We start from the raw sequence: 16,294 nt of genomic DNA, 5'->3' as shown, positions 1-16,294 counted from the left end.
TTCCTGATGTCCGTCGGGGCTGCTCGTGATGGCTAACGTTCGTCGGCGGGGTAGTCGGCAGAGCGGCTCACGTCGGCCCATTTCTCGGTCTCCGCGGCGCGGATCTCGGCGGCTTTCCGGGCGGAGGCGAGGGCGTCGCTGCCGAGGAGGAGCCGTCGGGGTGGGTCGTCGTCGCGGACGACATCGATGATGATCTTGGCGGCGCGCGCCGGGTCGCCGGGCTGGGTGCCGTCGGTGTCGCGCCGGTAGCGGTGGATGGCGCCCACGGTCTGCTCGTACTCGGGCCCGACGGGGTGGATCTCCATGGAGGAGCCTTGCCAGTCGGTGCGGAACGCACCCGGCTCGATGATGACGACCTTGATGCCGAAGGGCGCGACCTCGCTGGCGAGGACTTCGGAGAAGCCTTCCACGGCGAATTTCGCGGTCTGGTAGGCGCCCATTCCGGGGGTGCCGCCGACGCGTCCTCCGATGGAGGAGAACTGTACGAAGACTCCCGATCGCTGGGTGCGCAGGACGGGCAGGGCGGCCCGTGTGACGTTCACGACGCCGAAGAGGTTGGTCTCGATCTGGGCGCGGAAGTCGTCTTCGTCCATCTCTTCGATCGGCGCGCTGTTGCCGTAGCCGGCGTTGTTGACCACCACGTCGAGGCTGCCGAAGGTGTCGGTGGCCTCCTTGACCGCCCGGGAGGCCGCGGCGGCGTCGGTGACGTCGAGTGCGACCGCGCGTATCCGGTCGCCGTGGCGGGTCACCAGATCGTCGAGTTGCTTGGGGCTGCGCGCGGTGGCGATGACCTGGTCGCCCGCTTCGAGGACGGCCTCGGTGAGGCGACGTCCGAGGCCGCGTGACGCGCCGGTGATGAGCCATGTCCTGGCCATGGGTGTTTCCTTCGCAGTCGATCTAAGTGTCTCATTAATGTAGCACTTATAGGAGTAGTATCCACGCTGATGGGACATGAAACCCTTCATGTGCTACAGAGGCGCAGGCGGCATCGGTCCGGCACTCTAAGTGCCTCATAGATGTAACACTTAGGCGGGTGAGAGCAGACGCGACACGTAACCTGGAACGGGTCCTGAGCACGGGCGCCCGCATGCTCGCCGACGACCCGTCGGCGACCATCGCCGCCATCGCGGCTGCGGCAGGAGTGGACCGCCGTACCGTCTACCGCCGCTTCGCCTCCCGTGAGGACCTCATGGCCGCCGTCTACGGGGCACGCTACGACGCGGTCGAGAAGGCCATCGAGGCCGCAAGGCTACGCGAGGCCCCGGTCGCGGTCGCGCTGCATCTCTACGTCGAGGGCATCATCGCCGCCAACCGCAAGTGGCCCGTGGAAACGAGCCGCATGCTCCGCGACGTGACGATTCGCGAGCGCCGCCGCCGCCTGATCGACGAGGTCGACGCCTTCCTGCGGCGCGCCGCCGACGAGGGCCTGCTGCGCTCCGACCTGCCGCCCGGCTGGGTGGCCGCGGTCCTGCCGCCGCTGCTGGAACAGGCCGCCGAGGAGTTGTCCGAGTTGAGTGCCGCGCAGGCCGCCGACGTCGTGGTCGACACGCTGCTGCGAGGCGTCGGCACCCCACAGGCGCGCTGACCCTGCGCGGCGGTGGCACCCCACAGGCGCGCTGACCCTGCGCGGCGGTGGCGTGCAGGCCCGTGACAGGCGGTCGTGACGGCAGCCGGCAGTCCAGGAGCGGCCTGCCGATCCTTCATGGCCCCGATCCCGCTCCTGGTTCCGGCCGCGGTGAGGCGGCGGTAGCGGGTGTCACCAGCACCTGAAAGAGCGATTCGATCCACCGGGCAAGCGTCTCCGGCTGCCCCTGGGTCAGGGCCGGCGTGCCCAGAACGCTGCGCATGAGCCACACCCCCGCCTGTAGGGAGAGCATCAGTTCCGCCCGGACGCCGGTGGCGGTACCGGACAGCTCCTCGTCGAGGTGCCGCCCGGCATGCCGCCCGATCGCCTCGCGCATGATCTGCGCGGCTCTGGGATTGGCCGCCGACCTCAGCATGAGCAGGAACGGCCCGAGTTCCTCCGCCTCCGGCGCTGTCCGCGCCACCAACGCCCGCGCCGTCTTTCCGGCCAGTTCCACGCCGGTGCCCGCGATCACCGTGCGCGGCGCGAAGGCCACGTCGACGGCCTCGGCGAACAGCCGTTCCTTCGATCCGAAGTAGCGATTGATGAGCATCGCGGTCACGCCTGCGCTCTCCGCGATGTCGCGGACGCCCACTCCGTCGTAGCCGTACCGGGTGAAGGCGGGGACCGCCGCGTCGAGGATGGCCTGCCGGGTGGCGGCGGCGTCGCGCCTGCGTCTGCCCGGGGTGGGGCCCTGCGGCTCTGATCGGCTCAGGGGAGAGGTGGGCCCGGCGGTGTCACTCATATCTACGACTGTATACTTTGGAGCAAGTCTACGAGTGTAGACATCGGGTGTGATGCGTCTCGCCGCCCGAACCACGATGCGAGGATGAGATGGATCTTCAACTGAGGGGCAAGCGTGCCCTGGTCACCGGCTCCAGTTCCGGCCTCGGCGAAGCCATCGCCAGGGCCCTGGCCGCCGAAGGCGCCGAGGTCGTCGTGCACGGCCGTGACCGCCTGCGCACCGAAACCGTCGCCGCCGCCATCCGGACAGCCGGCGGCCGGGTTCACACCGCGGTCGGAGACCTGGCCACCGACGACGGCGCCGACGTCGTGGCCAAGGCCGCGCTGGCCGGCGGCCCAATAGACATCCTGGTCAACAACGCCGGCGCCTACTCCCACCGCTCATGGAAGGAGGCCACCGCCGGAGACTGGAGCCACACCTACGAGGTCAACGTGATCTCCGGAGTCCGGATGATCCTGCGCCTGGTTCCCCGCATGCACGAGCGCGGCTGGGGTCGCGTCATCCAGATCGGCGGCGGGCTCGGTCTGCAGCCGAGCGCGGACCTGCCCCACTACACCGCCACGCTGGCCGCCCGCCACAACCTCGTGGTCTCGCTGGCCCGCGAGCTGAAGGGGACCGGAATCACGGCCAACACCGTCGCTCCCGGCGCCATCCTGGTCGACAGCGTCCAGCGGTTCCTCACCGACCTTGCTCCGGCCCGCGGTTGGGGCGAGACGTGGGAGGACATCGAACGCAACGCCATCGAGGAGCTGGTGCCCAACGACGTCGGCCGGATGGGCCGTCCCGAGGAAATCGCCGCCGCGGTCCTCTATCTCAGCGGCCCGCTCGCCGACTACGTCACGGGCACCACCCTGCGGGTGGACGGCGGCACCATCCGCGGTGTCCACTGATCGCCCGTCGCTTCAGCGATCGCCGGGGCCGCGTCTCGCTCATCCGGCAAGATCTCGTTGCTCATGGCGTCATCGCGCGGAAGCCGAAGGAGGGATCGGCTGCCGTCCGCCGGCGTCTGCCTACCGAGCGGGGGAGAGACTCCCGCTCGGTTGCCCGGGCGCCCACGAGGTGAGGATGCGCAGCGCGTCGTCCGATGGCGAACCGGGTTCGGCGGTGAGAACCATGAGGCGCTGTCCCGAGCCGTCGGGACTGCTCCACGTGTCGCAGTCGAGGGTGAGGTCGCCGACCAGCCGATGCCGGTAGCGCTTGGTGCCGTACGCGGCATCGTTGACGCGGTGCTCCGCCCACCAGGTACGGAAGTCGGCGTCTCGCACGGACAGCTCGCCGACGAGCCGGGCAAGCTCTGGCTCGGAGGAATCGGCCGCCGACTCCATGCGCAGGGCGGCGACGGCGTCGCGGGCGTCGTGCTCCCACTCCAGGTGCATGCTCCGGATGATCGGGTCGGTGAACAACAGATACAGGTAGTTGCGCCGATCCTCAGGAAGCTGCGAGAAGTCGGTGTACAAGGCGGCGGCGCCGGCGTTCCACTCGAGGATGTCCAGCCGTTTGCCCAGGACGATGGCGGGGGTCGCGGTGAGCTGGTCGAGCAGGCGTCGCATGGCGGGGCGCACACGTTGCGCGGGCCGGCGCCTGCGAGGCCGGGCGTCGGTCTTGCCGGCCAGTTGGTACAGGTACCGCTGCTGGTCGTCGTCGAGGCGCAGCGCGCGGGCCAGTGTGGCGAGCACCGAGGCGGACGCCCGGACACGGCCCTGCTCCAGCCGTATGTAGTAGTCGACGCTGATCGCGGCGAGTTGGGCGACCTCCTCACGACGGAGCCCCGCGACCCTACGCCGAGAGTCCGGCTCGGGCAGGCCGAGATCCTGCGGGGCCAGTTGCGCCCGGCGGGCCTTGAGGAAGGCGCCGAGTTCGCCGGGGCCGGATGTGCTGGTCATGTCCTCCATTGTGCGGACCTGGGTGGCGAAGGTGAGGGGGCAGGTCTTTTCCCAGGCAAGAACTCGCCGCTTCTGCCGGTCCAGGGTTGCGACGACTGTGGACACGTGCCCGGCATCGTGCCGGGGCCGACCACTGGACGGAGAACCCCATGGCGAAGATCGACGTCACCTTCCGCAGCAACGGTATCCCGCTCGCCGGCCATCTCCACCTTCCCGGCACCCCGGCCACAGGGCCGCGTCCGGCGATCGTCGTCGGGCACCCCGGCACCGGTGTGAAGGAGCAGGCCGCCGGCCTCTACGCCCGCCGCCTGGCCGAAAGGGGGTTCGTCGCACTCGCCTACGACGCGGCCTATCAGGGCGAGAGCGGCGGCGAACCTCGCGGCCTGGAGGACCCCGCGCAGCGCGTCGAGGACCTCAAGGCCGCCGTCTCCTTCCTGACCGGCCGCGGTGAGGTCGATCCGGACCGCATCGGCGTGCTCGGCATCTGCGCTTCCGGCGGCTACGCCCTCTCAGCCACCGCGGGTGACCGCCGCGTCAAGGCCGTCGCCACCGTCAGCGCCGTCGACGTCGCCCGCCAGTTCCGCCTGGGGGCCGACGGCGCCCAGGACCCGGCCGTGTTCGCCGGCATGCTGGACGCCGCGGCCGACGCCCGCACCGTTGAGGCCCGGGGCGAGGAACCGCCGGTCCTGACCCTCTTCCCCGACACCGTCGAGAACGCCTATGCGCTCGGCGGGGAGCACGGTGCCGAGGGCTTCGAGTACTACCGCACCGAACGTGGCCGGCACCCCCGCTCAGCGGGCTTTCTCACCTGGAGCAGCATCGACAGGATGGCGGCCTTCGACGCCTTCGCGCCGATCCCGCTGATCGGGCGCCGGCCGCTGCTCATGATCGTCGGCACCCGCGCCGTCACGTCCTGGATGAGCATCGAAGCCTTCCAGCGCGCCACCGGCCCCAAGGAGATCTTCTGGATCGACGGCGCCAGCCACGTCGACCTCTACGACAAGGAGAAGTACGTGGATCCCGCAGTAGAAAAGATCGCCGGGTTCTTCGGGGAGAACCTGAACCGGTAGAGGCTGCGTGCTCCGCGCGTTCCGGCGGAGTGGTGGAAATGCCTTCATCGCGGACCATGGGCCGGAATGATGGAAAGGCTCCGCAGATGAGGGTGTACGTTCCGTCAAGCCGGGAGAACGCGCGTGACCGAGGGCCGGATGCTTCTGGCGGAGTACTTCCTGACCGAGAGCCAGACGGTCATCATGATCGCCAATCCGGACGATCCGGAGCCCGAGCTGGTGGCGGTGCCGCACACGCTGCGCGACGTACGGGCGCACGTGGCCGAGTTGACCGGGATGCTGGAGTCGGCGCCCCGGCGGCCGGAGGCGCTGGGCCGGGTGACGGAGCTGCTGTCGGATCCGCTCCTCACCGATCTGGCCGAACCGGTCGCCAACCGGCTGGGGCCGGGTGACCGGGTGTGGCTGATTCCGCATGACGCGCTGCACCGGGTTCCGCTGCACGCCGTCGGCCCTGAGCTGGCAGCGCACTCCGTCGCCTACGCGCCGAGCGCGTCGGTGTTGCGGTACTGCCGGGGCAACAGGGGTGGTCGCCGGCAGCGGGCCCTCGTCGTCGCCGACCCGCCGGGAGGGGCCGAGCTGATGTTGGGGCCCGCCCAGGCGGAACTGCTCACCGGCCTGTTCAAGACCGAGACCCTTGCCGGCGAGGGCGCGGTCAGCGGCGAACTGGTTCGCAGGGTCGGTGGGGCCGACATCCTGCATGTGTGCGCGCACGGTGTCTTCGACGCGGCCGCTCCGATGCGTTCGGGCGTCGTACTCGCCGACGGCTTGTTCACCGCAGAGCGGTTTCTCAGGCTCAAACTGTCCAGGACGCTGGTCGTGCTGGCCGCGTGCCGGACCGGCGTCGCCGCGGCCCGGCCTGGCGACGAACTGCTCGGCCTGGTCCGCTCGGTGCTGCACGCGGGCGCGCCCGCCGTGCTGGTCAGCCTGTGGACGGTCGACGAGCTGGCGACCACGATGCTCTTCCGGCATTTCTACGAGCGGCTGGTCGCGGGCGAGCACGCCATCGACGCGCTCCGTGCCGCCCAGGAACGGCTGCGCGTGACGACCGCGGGCGACGTGCTGGCCTATCTCGAATCGGTCGCGCCGCTGCTGCCGGCTCCGGCCGCGGCCCGGCTCCTGATCGCCGAGGCCCGGATCCGGCTGATGGCCGCCGACTTCGGCAGGGCGGTCGCGGCCTGCGACGCGGCTCTCGAAACGGTCGGTGAGCCCGCCGTACGGAGAAGTGCTCAGACGATCAGGCAGCGGGCCTTGCTGCACGCGGGCTCGGAGCCACCGAATCTGGGCCGCGCCGTCTACGCGCATCCGTACTATTGGGCGGCTTTCGTGCTCATCGGCGACTGGTACTAGGAAGGGGCGGCATGCGGACGGCGGCTGAGCTCATGGCCACCGGCTACACGACCACGGTGGAGGAGGCGCCCGAGCGTGCCGACGGCACGCTCGTCGTGCTCGACGACACGGGACGGCCCCGCTGGGTGGTGGGCCCGGCCGGACGCGGGCTCGCGGTGGAGATCGGCCCGGACGCGCCGGTCAGCGGGCTCTCGGCGCTGCCCGGCGTACTCGAACTGATCAACAGCGGTCTGCCGGCCGTGCTCGTCGTCGAGGACGGCCGCCTGATCGGGCTGCTGGACGCCGCGCTGATCAGGACGGAACTGCGCAGGGCCCTGGAGGAGGACGGGGACGCCATCGGCACCGTCCTGGACGGCGACTGGGAGCTGTACGGCACGCCCGAGGCGCGGATAGGGCTGGTCAGGGTCAGGTGCCAGGTCTGCGGAACCGTGGCGGAAGTGGACGAGTACCCGATAGCCGAGATTCCGTGCCCCGGCGGCCAGGGGCATCGGCTCGTCGACTCCGGGACGGAATGACGGGTGAGCGGGCTGTTCGACGGCGCCGTCGCCTTCCTCGACCGGCGGCAGCTCACCTCGGTCTGGATGCCGCTGACGGCGTTCCTCGCGGCGCTGGTCACGGTGGCCGCGTCGGGGACGGGCTGGGGGAGGACGCTGACCTGGTGGAACGGCCTCGCCGGGGAGACCCGGATCCTGCTCGTGCTGGGAGCGGTGCTCGTCACCGTACTCGCCGGGCAGCTTCTCGCGGTCGCCCGCCCGGGCCTGGTCCGCTGGTACGAAGGCCACTGGCCGGATTCGCCCCCGCTCCGTCCGCTGCGGAAAGCGCTGCGGGCCCGGCATCTGGCCGCGCAGAGCGTGCGGCGCGCGGCCGACGCCGACCTCTTCCTCGGATATCCGCGTACGGCACAGCGGACCCTGCCGACCCGGCTCGGCAATGTGCTGCGTGCCGCCGAGGAACACGGCGACCGGTACGGGATGGACGCGACGACCGTCTGGCCCCGGCTCTACACCGTCCTGCCGGACCCGTTCCTCGCGTCGTTCGCCCAGGCCGCCGCGGCCATGGAGACGGCGGTGATGATCAGCTTCCTGGGCGGAGCCTTCGCCGTCGTGGGCGGGACACTCGCCGTGCTGATCCTGCCGGGCGCCGGGGCCGTGTGCTGCGTCTGGGGCGGGGCTCTCGTCGCGATCCTCGGCTACCGCGGGGCCGTCCGGGCCGCCCGGCCGTACGCCCAGCTGATCCGCTCGGCGTTCGACGTGCACCGGTTCCTGCTGCTTGAGGCGATGCGGCTGCGCCTGCCGGAAAGCCCCGCCCAGGAACGCGCCCAATGGGAACAACTCGGCAAGCTCTGGTATCGGGGCGCCCCCGACTACGACCGGATCCCGGCCCTCCGCTATCCGGCGTCTTCTGCGCCTTCCCCCGAACCGGCAAGGCTGGTGACCTCGGGTGACCCGGTGCCTGTGAAGGCCCTCCCCGTAGCGACCGCCCCGGTGCGTACGGGACGGGCGTTTCCGGTCCGGTCGTCGCTCGCGGGCGTGGTCGTGCTCGCCGGAGTGGGCGCGGCCGTCACGGCACCGGCGCTGGGCCCCGACGGGGAGATCCGCGCGACGCGGGACCTTCCGGCGTTCCACGTTCTGGTGCCGGCCGACCTGGAGGGCGAGGGGGCGGGCCGGCTCAGCGGGCGCTACACGGTGACGCCGGTGGCGAAGGGCGGGGCGCCGTCCGACCTCGGCCCTCCGCTGGGTGCGGCCCTGACGGGCAGGGTCGCGACGACCGTGCCGGTCGGCGCCGTACGGGTCCAGCGTGGCCAGGTGGTGAGCCTCCGTACGGCGAAGGGGATGTTCGGCGGCCTGCTCGCACTGGACGTCCCGGACAAGGACACCCTTGTCGTCGCCGTGCCCGCCGCCGATCTCGACGCGTTGTCACGCGGCCTCGACGCGGGGCCGGTCCGCCTGGTCCTGCCGGTCGGCTGAAAGCACGCGGAGACCGTCGCGGACCCTTTCGTCCAGCAGAGCCCAGCCGGGCTCGGGAGCGTCGGAGGGGATGCGCGCCCGCTCGCGCAGGGCGTCCTCGGCACGCCCCAGCCAGTCCAGCACGTCGGCCGTACCGGCACGGCAGGCGGCCTCCTCGGCGCGCAGGCCGAGCAACCGGTATCGGACGGCGGCCTCGCGCCATTCGCGCAGCGCGTCGTTCCACTCCAGGCCGAAGGTCAGCACGAGGGCCTTCGTGAGAACCAGTTCCGCCTCGATCGTCGACCGGGCCCGGGTCAGCGGTTCCCGCAGCTCCACCGGGACGCGTGGGGTGACCTCCTCGTCCACCAGCCAGAGCGCCTGCGTGGCCAGAGCGATCCAGCGTAGGCCGTCCACCGGCTGCTTGAGCTCGGGATCCCTGTTCACGATCGTGCTCTGACCCGCGACGAACCCACCGAGCGAGGCGTGTACGGCCATGCCGAGATACTGCCTGACCAGCCCGAAGTCGGCGGTGCCTGGCTCGCGCAGGAAACCGTCGTACAGCCACGGGCCGAGCACGTTCATCCGGTTCTCCGGCTTCAGCTGGATCATGAAAGCCGCGTAACGGTCGGTCACCCTCGCGGCCACGGGGCGGTCGGCGAGGGCCGCGACGCACGTCTCGGCGAGCAACAGCGGCGCCAGCGCGGACACCGCGCCGGGTGTGGGGTGGAACACCGCCACCGCCCAGAACGGGAACAACCAGTGCGCGGTCATCACCCGCAGCCGCCCCGGCCAGACGAACCTGATCGCGAACACGGCCGCGCAGATCAGCGCGCCGCCGAGCCAGCCGGTGAGGAACCCGGCCTCCGACCACCGCGCGGCGAACCAGCCGCCCACCGGTCCCGCCGCCACCAGCATCGCCACCGCGTTGCCGGACGCCATGACGAACCGGTGGACCCGGATGCTCACGCGGTGCTCGTGCCGTACCGCCCTGTCGAGCAGGCCCATCTGCGCGGCGAGCGCCGACGCGCACGCCGGCAGCGCCCAGTCCCACCAGGTTTGCACGGCGGACGCCACCATCGGCGCCACGGTCGTGAGCATCATGGCGATGGACCAGAACCGGTCGATCGGCAGCGGCGGCCGGATGAACGGGCCGAACTGGGAGATCTGGGCGAGCCGCCGCTCCGGAGGCCGCCACCGCTCCGGCAGGAAGTGCGCCAGGCGTGTCCCGTACCCCGCCAGTAGGGGCAGGGTGGCCCAGACCAGCGGCTCGTGCCCGAGCCTCAGGAGCACGGCCGCGACGGCCGCGCCGCACGCCGCCTCCGGCCAGCCCGCCAGCCCCATGGCCAGGCCGAACACGGCCAGGGCGGGGCCGGGCAGGTGGAGTGAGACGAGCATGGCCCCGGCGAAGGCGTGCAGCAGGGACAGGAGGGCCCGCCACGCGTCGAGGCGGCCGGGGACCTCGGCGATCTCCTCGAACACCGCCCGCCAGTCACCGCGTCTGCGCAGCCGGATGCGCCGCTCCACCCGGTAGCAGGCGAATCCGAGCACGGCGATTCCGAGGCCGAGCTGGCCCGGCGACAACAGCACCCGCACAGTCTGACCGGGTAGGCGCCTGGCCACAGTCAGTTGACGAAATTCGCCACACCTCGCCCGGCATTCCCCAATGATGTCCCGCATGGGTCTGTTGCGCCTGCCGCTCGTGATCTACCCCTGGTTCGCCTGGCTTGCCGTACTGCTGGGGTTCAAGGCGGCGGACAGCGGCTCGGCCGTCCCCACCGTGCTCCTGATCGGCCCGGCGGTGCTGATCGGGTTGATGATCCGGCTCGACGTCTGGTCGGCGCGCGTGCTGAGTCCGCGGGAACGGGCCCGCAAGCTGCTGAGCGACGGCACGGGCATCGTCTACGCCCTGGTCTTCGTCTGGTACGCCTACGCGGCCGGCTTCCTGCCGTCGATCGTCGACTTCTGGCACCGGCACTCGTCGCTCGGCAGGTACGAGATCGTCCTGGCGCTGTTCCTGGCCTGGCACAGTCACCTGCCCGCCGTCGCCGCCGTCACCCGGGTCCCGATACTGGGGCCGATCCACGCCGTCTTCGAATGGTTCGCCGTACGCAAAGGGTGGACGGCGTTTCTCGTCGGGATCGTCTCAGGGGACCGCGGGATCGCGGAGTTCGCCGCCTGGCTGGTGTTCTTCGAACTGCTCGCGCAGCTCCATCATCTGTTCGTCAGCAAGCACCCGCCACTCTGGCGCTTCCGCAGGATCGAGGCACACCACTACTTCGGCGGCACGCCCGCCTACCGGCGCATGGTGGCGGAACTGTGGATCGAGGAGGACGTGCGCGGGAAGACGTGCCCCGGTCTCGGCCTCGTGCACACGCTCTGCGACGAGGCCATGGTCGCGGCCCAGGACAAGGATCCGCATCCCGAGATGGCCCGCTTCTTGAAAGCCGAGAAACGGCCGGGCCAGGCGGCCAAGGCCTGGTTGGACGCGGCGTCGGAGCTGTTGGCGCAGGCGACGCGCGCGCTACCCGACCCCGGGCCCGCCCAGCGGCGTGAGCTGGACCTCGCCGAGGCCCACCTCGTCAGGTTCCGCGCCCACCTCGAAGGGAGCCTCGGTCAGCGGGAACGGGCGCTGGCGAGCCAGCGCAGGGTCCGTGAGCTGTGGACCAAGCACGACCTGCACAACCTCAGCGCCAACAACCTGTGCGTCGAACTCATCGGCGCCCGCGCCGAGGAAACCCAGCCGGTGGTGCCGGAACGCGCCCTGGCGGAGCTGCACCGGCATCTCGGCCGGCCGGACCTGGTGCCGTACGTGCGCTGCTCGCTGCTCCTGCTGGCGGCCGAGTACGCCACCCTGACCGGCGACTTCGAAAGCGCCGCGTCGATGCGGACCCTCCGGCACCAGTACGTCATCGGCCGGACGGACTTCCACGTCCTCAACGGTGAGCAGCGAGCGGCGGGCATGCCCACCTTCCCCGCCCGCCAGTACCGCATGACCCTCGCCTCCCTGGAGGTGCTGGACGCCCGTACCCGAGGGCACACTGTCACGGTGGACGACGGCACCCGCCCGCCGAGGATCATCCTGTCCAACCTGCCCGGCGGCCGGGCCGGCGCCCAGGCCGAGGCGGGGATGCGGCTGTGGTTGCTCGGCCGGACCACCGAGGCCGCCGCCATGCTGAGTGAGGCCGCGGACCTGCTCCAACGTGGCGGCTTCAACGCGGAGGCGTTCACCGTGCTCTACGAACTCGGCACCGCCCAGCGCGTCACCGACCCCGCCGCCGCCTACGCGACCCTCACCCAGGCCCTTCACCTCCAGCAGCGCCTGCGCGCGGGCCTGGCCGACACCGGCCTCCGCCTCGCCACCGGCAGCGCCACCGAACACCTCGCCCGTACGCTGACCGACCTCCTGCTCCGCACCCTTCCCGCCCCCGCCCCGCCGGCCCTCACCATCTTCGACCTGGCCGAGCTCTCCCGCTCCCGCGTCCTCCTCGACCAACTGGGCACCCGCCCGACCCGGCCCATCACCTACCCGGCGCTCCGCGCCCTCCTGGCCGAGGCCGGTTAGAGAAAGATCCGCGAGAGGCCGGTGGTGTACGGCCAGGAATTCCCCGAAGGAGGCACATGCTCCCGATCGTGCGTCGAATCGCGGTAACGGTAGTGGCCGCACTGCTGATGGCCGGCTGCGCATCTGAGCCGGAGCAACCGAAACCACCTCCTGCGGTCGTGTTCACGCCGGAGATGGCGGAATCAGTCCTTCAGGAAGTCGTCGCCGGAGTCGGCAAGAGCGGCGTCGCCGACTTCTGCTCCAAGTTCGCGCGCAGCGTCGGGACATGTGAGGCTCTTCTGAAGAACGCCCTGGGGCAGTGCCTCCTGCCCGGAGACAGGCCGACCGTGAAGCGCTCGGTGCATCTACCCGCCACCGGCACGTACGAAGAAACGTGGCAGCTGGTGGTCGAGGGGAGAACACTCGATGGTCAGAAGTACGTCTCGGACTTTCCGATCGTCCTGTCGGCGGGGGCGCCGAAGGCTGTGATAGGGATCTACTGGACGGGCCAGGGGTACGGCAGGAACATGGACGACCCCCCGAAGTACACGGTCCCCCCGCAGAACGCCTGCCCTAGACCGTCGAATCAGAAGTAGATGTCCCGCATGCCGAGGTGCCACGATGACTGGTGATCCATTCGGCTTCCTGCAGCGGTGGTATGCCGCTCAGTGCGACGACGAATGGGAGCACGCCTATGGCGTCACGATCGATACGCTCGACAACCCGGGGTGGAGCATAGCGGTGGATCTCGTCGGCACCGAGCTTGAGGGCCACGCCTTCGACTGGCGATCCCTCGACCGGACTGAGGACGACTGGATCCACGTCAGAAGCGACGGCCGGCTGTTCCAGGGCGCATGTGGTCCCGCGAACCTGGCCGAGATGGTCGCTGAGTTCGAGAAGTTCGCGACGACTCCAGCCAGTATCGGCTCCATCTGATCGGACCGCAAGGGAGTCCGCGCTGTCAGCTTGGGCTTCGCATAGATCACGACCGTTGGGGGCATCGACTTGGGCGTTGGGCCGGTCACGAGAGACCGTGGTTACCCCTCGTTTTCCAGCCTGATTGCACGCTAACTGCACGACGGCAGGAGCAGGGGAGCAGTTAGGGCTCGTCGGCTTTGTAATCGTGATCACCTTGTAGTCGGAGCGTCCCGCCGAGGGCATTTCCCTTATTTTGGTTTGCTCCCTCGTGCCAGCCAGGTCTGAATCAACTCAGTGGCAAGCCAGTGGCCGCGATTCTCTGCCGCGAAGTGCCGGTAAATCCTCATGTTCGACCGCGTGATGGGCTCGGCTCCATTCCATGCGCGGAGTGTGCCATACGCGTTCCGGCGGCCATAGTCGCTGGTGGCCGTGCCTCCAGCCGCATGCTGGCCGCCCGAGGGGGTGAATGAACGCAGGGGTCTCGGCTCACATCGGGACCCTGCGCCATGTCCTGGCTCGATCAGAGTTCAGAGATCCGGAAATACCACCATGCACCGGGTTGTCGTGGGAGCACGTGCGGGTGCGGCTCTGGGATGGTTCGGCGGCGGAATTCCTGATCCAGCCTCGTCACGAGCCGTGCTAGCTCTGCGCGTTCAAGAGCCGGCAGGCGTCGGAGCGTGTACTCCAGAGTGTCTCGGGCGTTTTTCGGATCGCAGCATGGACATCCCGCGTTGGGAAGGTAGAGATGTCGGCCGGGTTGCCGGACGAAACGTTCGTACTCGGCGAACGCGCCGACGATGGCGCCGGGCCAGAGACGCTGTTGCTCTATGCGAGCGATGGCGGCACAGGTCCGACTCGTCAATTTCGGGATCTTGGGGGCTGGGCGGTAGCGCCGCCGATTGACCCAGAGTCGCGCACGCAGTGCGCTTGGCCGTCTACGCGGCATCAGCCTTTCGGGTGGTCATGGACGCATGGTGTCACGTCCCCGGCCTGGGAACCAGACGCGGTCTGGTCGAGCTCAAATGCCGCCGCGTATATTTCGCGACTGGCGATAACCGGTGGCGTACGGCTGCACACGCCATCGCGGCGCGATCAAACGAAAGACCAGGTCAGAGCCCAAAGAGGCTGATGAGGAGAGCGCGCCTGAGGGATTCGAACCCCGACCGTCGGATTAGAAGTGGATCGCCGTTTCTTGACCCGATGGTGCGCTGACCTGGGGCCGATCTGTCGGCCGTGCTCGTCCCTAAGAAAGATCATGCCGGGCATGTTCCGGATCTTCGGGTGGGACGTCAGGAGCCCAGGTTGGCCAAGAGGGCAGGCATAGGTCGATGCGCGGAGGGGTTGGGCCGGCTCGTCATGGTGAACGGAAACTTGTTGTCGATCCACAGCAGACCCGCCAACTCTGCGGGCACGTCCCACCGGGACGGAGGGACGGCAGCCTTGCCGATGTAAGCGTCCCCGGGTTTGAACTGGAAGGTGATGACCTGCTCGCCAGTAAGTAGGTCGTCGAGTTCTCGAAGCCCGAGGCCGGTGAAGGGGTGAGCACCAACTGCTACCACAAGCGGGAGCTCATGCTCCTCAACCAGTTTTCGATACTTGCTGATCTTGCCTCTAACGGGCGTAACAATCTGTGCCGCGCTGACTTGGCCGGCGATTGCACTGGGTGGCTCGAAGCAGGCATACAGGCCGAAAGGAGAGGGGAGGGTTCCGCCGTCGCCGCCGCTCTGAACGAGAAAGGTGTAGCCGAAGCTGGCGGGTATGCGGAACGGGCAGAAAGGACTACCCAGTGCCTTGCGGACCTCTTCGGCGATCCTCTTGGCTGTACGCGAGTCAGGGGCCGGTATCGGTCGACTTGTTTGCTCTAGCATCAACAGCACTCCGACCGGGATCGTCTTGATGCGCTGGGTCAGTTGGTGCCAGGCGCGCATTGACTGGTAGGTGTCCTGACGCGGTGAAGCGGTGTGCACCTCGACGAGACACAGCGGCTCGCCCTCGGCAGAGAGGACGGTCCAGTCAGGGGTCTGTCGGTCCCAGGGATGGTCATAGACAACCTCCAGCCCGGCTTGGCGCAGCGCGGCTCCGACTGCCATTTCGAAGTGGACAGACCAGTAGCGCTCGTCTTTCCATACCCTGCGTGCGAGCTGGTCAGCTTGCCGGACGGGTAGTCGGCCTAGTTGGTCATCCAGCCACTTGCGACGCTCTGCGAACTCCTCGCTGACGGCGTTCTCGTAGGTGAGAGCGCGACCCTGCGGGGTCTTGTTGCCGTGGCGCCTTCGGTAGTCGTCCACGAACCAAGATCCGAACCGACGTGAAGGAATAGAAGTAGCTTCCACGTTGCCCAGTGTGACGGGCTGGCCACACGACCGAAAGCGGGTTTGCTGTCGCGCTGGAGAAGCGTCCGCGCTGAGTGATCGTCCTGTCGCCATCGTTCCACCCGTCAGGGGCCATGGGGTCAAGGTGGAGCGCCCGACTGGGCGAATGATCTTGGCCCCCTGGCCCCTGGTCTGCTCGGCTTGTCCGGGCGATGGCGACGGGACGATTAGCCTCTACGACGTGGTCCACCAACGAATCTTGGAAGCTCTCGCGCTGTGAGGCCGCCAACGCGACGGCACGAAGGGTCTCGGTTCGCTACGGGGACCCTTTCGGCGTGCTCAGTTGATCCGGAGGCTCGCGGCATCCTGTCACTTGCCCATGCAGCCGAGATCGTTCGGACTTGTGTCCGGAGTGGCCGCTCACCCCTGTACCTGATGGCGTCCCTTTGCATCCTCAGTGACCCGATCACGTAAGCCAAGCTCAGAGAGGGAGGGCCCTGTGGGGGAAGGTGCCCCTGAGGATATTGTTGATCTTCGACGAAAAAATTTTGATCGAGACTTCCCGATCACGCGCCTTCTGCGCCACTTAGCATCAGACGGCCGAACGCTCACGGCCGCCAATCCGGCACGGCAGGTTAGGAAGGACCCCGAGTGATCGACCCCGGTACCACCCTGGCTCTGGCAACCGGCATTCTTGGCGCGAGCACTGCCATGCTCCGCGCTTGGTTACAAGGCCGCACGCAACGTCACGGAGCACGAGAAGAATCCCGACGCGATCATCTGCGGCGATTGCCACCCGGAAGCCGCATCATCGATCTTGGCGAGTGCGGAATAGTAGTAGAAATCGGTGTCCCGTCGAGCCCTGTGCAGAAGGGCAGTTCCCGGTGACCTCTGACGAGCCACCATCC

The 16,294-nt window shown here is 69.1% G+C and carries 14 protein-coding genes; 9 read left to right on the top strand and 5 right to left on the bottom strand.

Translation table 11 applies throughout. The features are described from left to right. Positions 1 to 32: 32 nt before the first annotated feature. Positions 33 to 875: an oxidoreductase gene (locus HHX37_RS14720; protein ID WP_182881570.1), complete on the bottom strand. Its 843-nt coding sequence runs from the start codon at positions 873 to 875 to the stop codon at positions 33 to 35. Positions 876 to 1,033: 158 nt separating this feature from the next. Here HHX37_RS14720 and HHX37_RS14715 point away from each other — a divergent pair, with 158 nt between their 5' ends. Further along, the gene (locus HHX37_RS14715) at positions 1,034 to 1,585 is read left to right on the top strand and encodes a TetR/AcrR family transcriptional regulator (RefSeq protein WP_182885757.1); all 552 of its coding nucleotides are present in this window, start codon (positions 1,034 to 1,036) and stop codon (positions 1,583 to 1,585) included. A gap of 115 nt (positions 1,586 to 1,700) precedes the next feature. Here HHX37_RS14715 and HHX37_RS14710 read toward each other — a convergent pair whose 3' ends face one another. Next, a complete protein-coding gene (locus tag HHX37_RS14710; RefSeq protein ID WP_182873766.1) occupies positions 1,701 to 2,369 on the bottom strand; it encodes a TetR/AcrR family transcriptional regulator in 669 nt (222 codons plus the stop codon). Between the two features lie 89 nt (positions 2,370 to 2,458). Here HHX37_RS14710 and HHX37_RS14705 point away from each other — a divergent pair, with 89 nt between their 5' ends. Further along, positions 2,459 to 3,259, top strand: coding sequence for an SDR family NAD(P)-dependent oxidoreductase (locus HHX37_RS14705; RefSeq protein WP_182885756.1), 801 nt, complete (start codon positions 2,459 to 2,461; stop codon positions 3,257 to 3,259). Between the two features lie 120 nt (positions 3,260 to 3,379). Here the strand turns inward: HHX37_RS14705 and HHX37_RS14700 are convergent, their stop codons facing one another. Then, a complete protein-coding gene (locus HHX37_RS14700) occupies positions 3,380 to 4,252 on the bottom strand; it encodes a helix-turn-helix domain-containing protein (RefSeq protein ID WP_182885755.1) in 873 nt (290 codons plus the stop codon). A gap of 149 nt (positions 4,253 to 4,401) precedes the next feature. Here HHX37_RS14700 and HHX37_RS14695 point away from each other — a divergent pair, with 149 nt between their 5' ends. From HHX37_RS14695 to HHX37_RS14680, 4 genes are all read left to right on the top strand, one after another. After that, on the top strand, positions 4,402 to 5,322 hold the full coding sequence (locus tag HHX37_RS14695) for an alpha/beta hydrolase (RefSeq protein ID WP_182885754.1): 921 nt from the start codon (positions 4,402 to 4,404) through the stop codon (positions 5,320 to 5,322). 123 nt (positions 5,323 to 5,445) lie between these two features. Beyond that, the gene (locus tag HHX37_RS14690) at positions 5,446 to 6,669 is read left to right on the top strand and encodes a CHAT domain-containing protein (RefSeq protein WP_182885753.1); all 1,224 of its coding nucleotides are present in this window, start codon (positions 5,446 to 5,448) and stop codon (positions 6,667 to 6,669) included. A gap of 11 nt (positions 6,670 to 6,680) precedes the next feature. Then, positions 6,681 to 7,184 (top strand): hypothetical protein, encoded by a 504-nt coding sequence (locus HHX37_RS14685; RefSeq protein ID WP_182885752.1) that lies wholly within the window; start codon positions 6,681 to 6,683, stop codon positions 7,182 to 7,184. Positions 7,185 to 7,187: 3 nt separating this feature from the next. Further along, the gene (locus tag HHX37_RS14680) at positions 7,188 to 8,636 is read left to right on the top strand and encodes a hypothetical protein (RefSeq protein ID WP_182885751.1); all 1,449 of its coding nucleotides are present in this window, start codon (positions 7,188 to 7,190) and stop codon (positions 8,634 to 8,636) included. On the opposite strand, the gene HHX37_RS14675 is transcribed toward HHX37_RS14680, so the two are convergent. Further along, positions 8,586 to 10,202 (bottom strand): hypothetical protein, encoded by a 1,617-nt coding sequence (locus tag HHX37_RS14675; protein ID WP_182885750.1) that lies wholly within the window; start codon positions 10,200 to 10,202, stop codon positions 8,586 to 8,588. The two genes, HHX37_RS14680 and HHX37_RS14675, sit on opposite strands and share 51 nt — an antisense overlap. Positions 10,203 to 10,290: 88 nt before the next feature. Here HHX37_RS14675 and HHX37_RS14670 point away from each other — a divergent pair, with 88 nt between their 5' ends. The 3 genes from HHX37_RS14670 to HHX37_RS14660 are packed head-to-tail and all read left to right on the top strand — an operon-like array spanning position 10,291 to position 13,092. Further along, positions 10,291 to 12,177 carry a hypothetical protein gene (locus HHX37_RS14670; RefSeq protein WP_182885749.1) on the top strand — a complete coding sequence of 629 codons (1,887 nt, stop codon included), beginning with the start codon at positions 10,291 to 10,293 and terminating at the stop codon, positions 12,175 to 12,177. A 56-nt stretch (positions 12,178 to 12,233) separates the two neighbouring features. Continuing rightward, positions 12,234 to 12,752, top strand: a complete 519-nt coding sequence (locus tag HHX37_RS14665) for a hypothetical protein (protein WP_182885748.1) — start codon at positions 12,234 to 12,236, stop codon at positions 12,750 to 12,752. Positions 12,753 to 12,777: 25 nt separating this feature from the next. After that, entirely contained in the window at positions 12,778 to 13,092 is a 315-nt protein-coding gene (locus HHX37_RS14660) for an immunity 53 family protein (RefSeq protein ID WP_182885747.1), read from the top strand. A 1,271-nt stretch (positions 13,093 to 14,363) separates the two neighbouring features. On the opposite strand, the gene HHX37_RS14655 is transcribed toward HHX37_RS14660, so the two are convergent. Beyond that, positions 14,364 to 15,362 carry a hypothetical protein gene (locus HHX37_RS14655; RefSeq protein WP_182885746.1) on the bottom strand — a complete coding sequence of 333 codons (999 nt, stop codon included), beginning with the start codon at positions 15,360 to 15,362 and terminating at the stop codon, positions 14,364 to 14,366. Positions 15,363 to 16,294 lie beyond the last annotated feature (932 nt).

Origin of the sequence: Microbispora sp. H10885 (assembly GCF_014161415.1) — a bacterium.
Taxonomy (GTDB): Bacteria; Actinomycetota; Actinomycetes; order Streptosporangiales; family Streptosporangiaceae; genus Microbispora; species Microbispora triticiradicis.
The sequence above is the reverse complement of the archived record's forward strand: the minus strand, read 5'-3'. Positions and strand labels throughout refer to the sequence as shown.

What these genes read in the sequence shown, in the direction of transcription:
- HHX37_RS14695 (WP_182885754.1), top strand. Translation starts at nt 4,402, where the DNA reads ATGGCGAAGATCGACGTCACCTTCCGCAGCAACGGTATCCCGCTCGCC.
- HHX37_RS14705 (WP_182885756.1), top strand. Translation starts at nt 2,459, where the DNA reads ATGGATCTTCAACTGAGGGGCAAGCGTGCCCTGGTCACCGGCTCCAGT.
- HHX37_RS14700 (WP_182885755.1), bottom strand. Translation starts at nt 4,252, where the DNA reads ATGACCAGCACATCCGGCCCCGGCGAACTCGGCGCCTTCCTCAAGGCC.
- HHX37_RS14685 (WP_182885752.1), top strand. Translation starts at nt 6,681, where the DNA reads ATGCGGACGGCGGCTGAGCTCATGGCCACCGGCTACACGACCACGGTG.
- HHX37_RS14660 (WP_182885747.1), top strand. Translation starts at nt 12,778, where the DNA reads ATGACTGGTGATCCATTCGGCTTCCTGCAGCGGTGGTATGCCGCTCAG.
- HHX37_RS14665 (WP_182885748.1), top strand. Translation starts at nt 12,234, where the DNA reads ATGCTCCCGATCGTGCGTCGAATCGCGGTAACGGTAGTGGCCGCACTG.
- HHX37_RS14720 (WP_182881570.1), bottom strand. Translation starts at nt 875, where the DNA reads ATGGCCAGGACATGGCTCATCACCGGCGCGTCACGCGGCCTCGGACGT.
- HHX37_RS14670 (WP_182885749.1), top strand. Translation starts at nt 10,291, where the DNA reads ATGGGTCTGTTGCGCCTGCCGCTCGTGATCTACCCCTGGTTCGCCTGG.
- HHX37_RS14710 (WP_182873766.1), bottom strand. Translation starts at nt 2,369, where the DNA reads ATGAGTGACACCGCCGGGCCCACCTCTCCCCTGAGCCGATCAGAGCCG.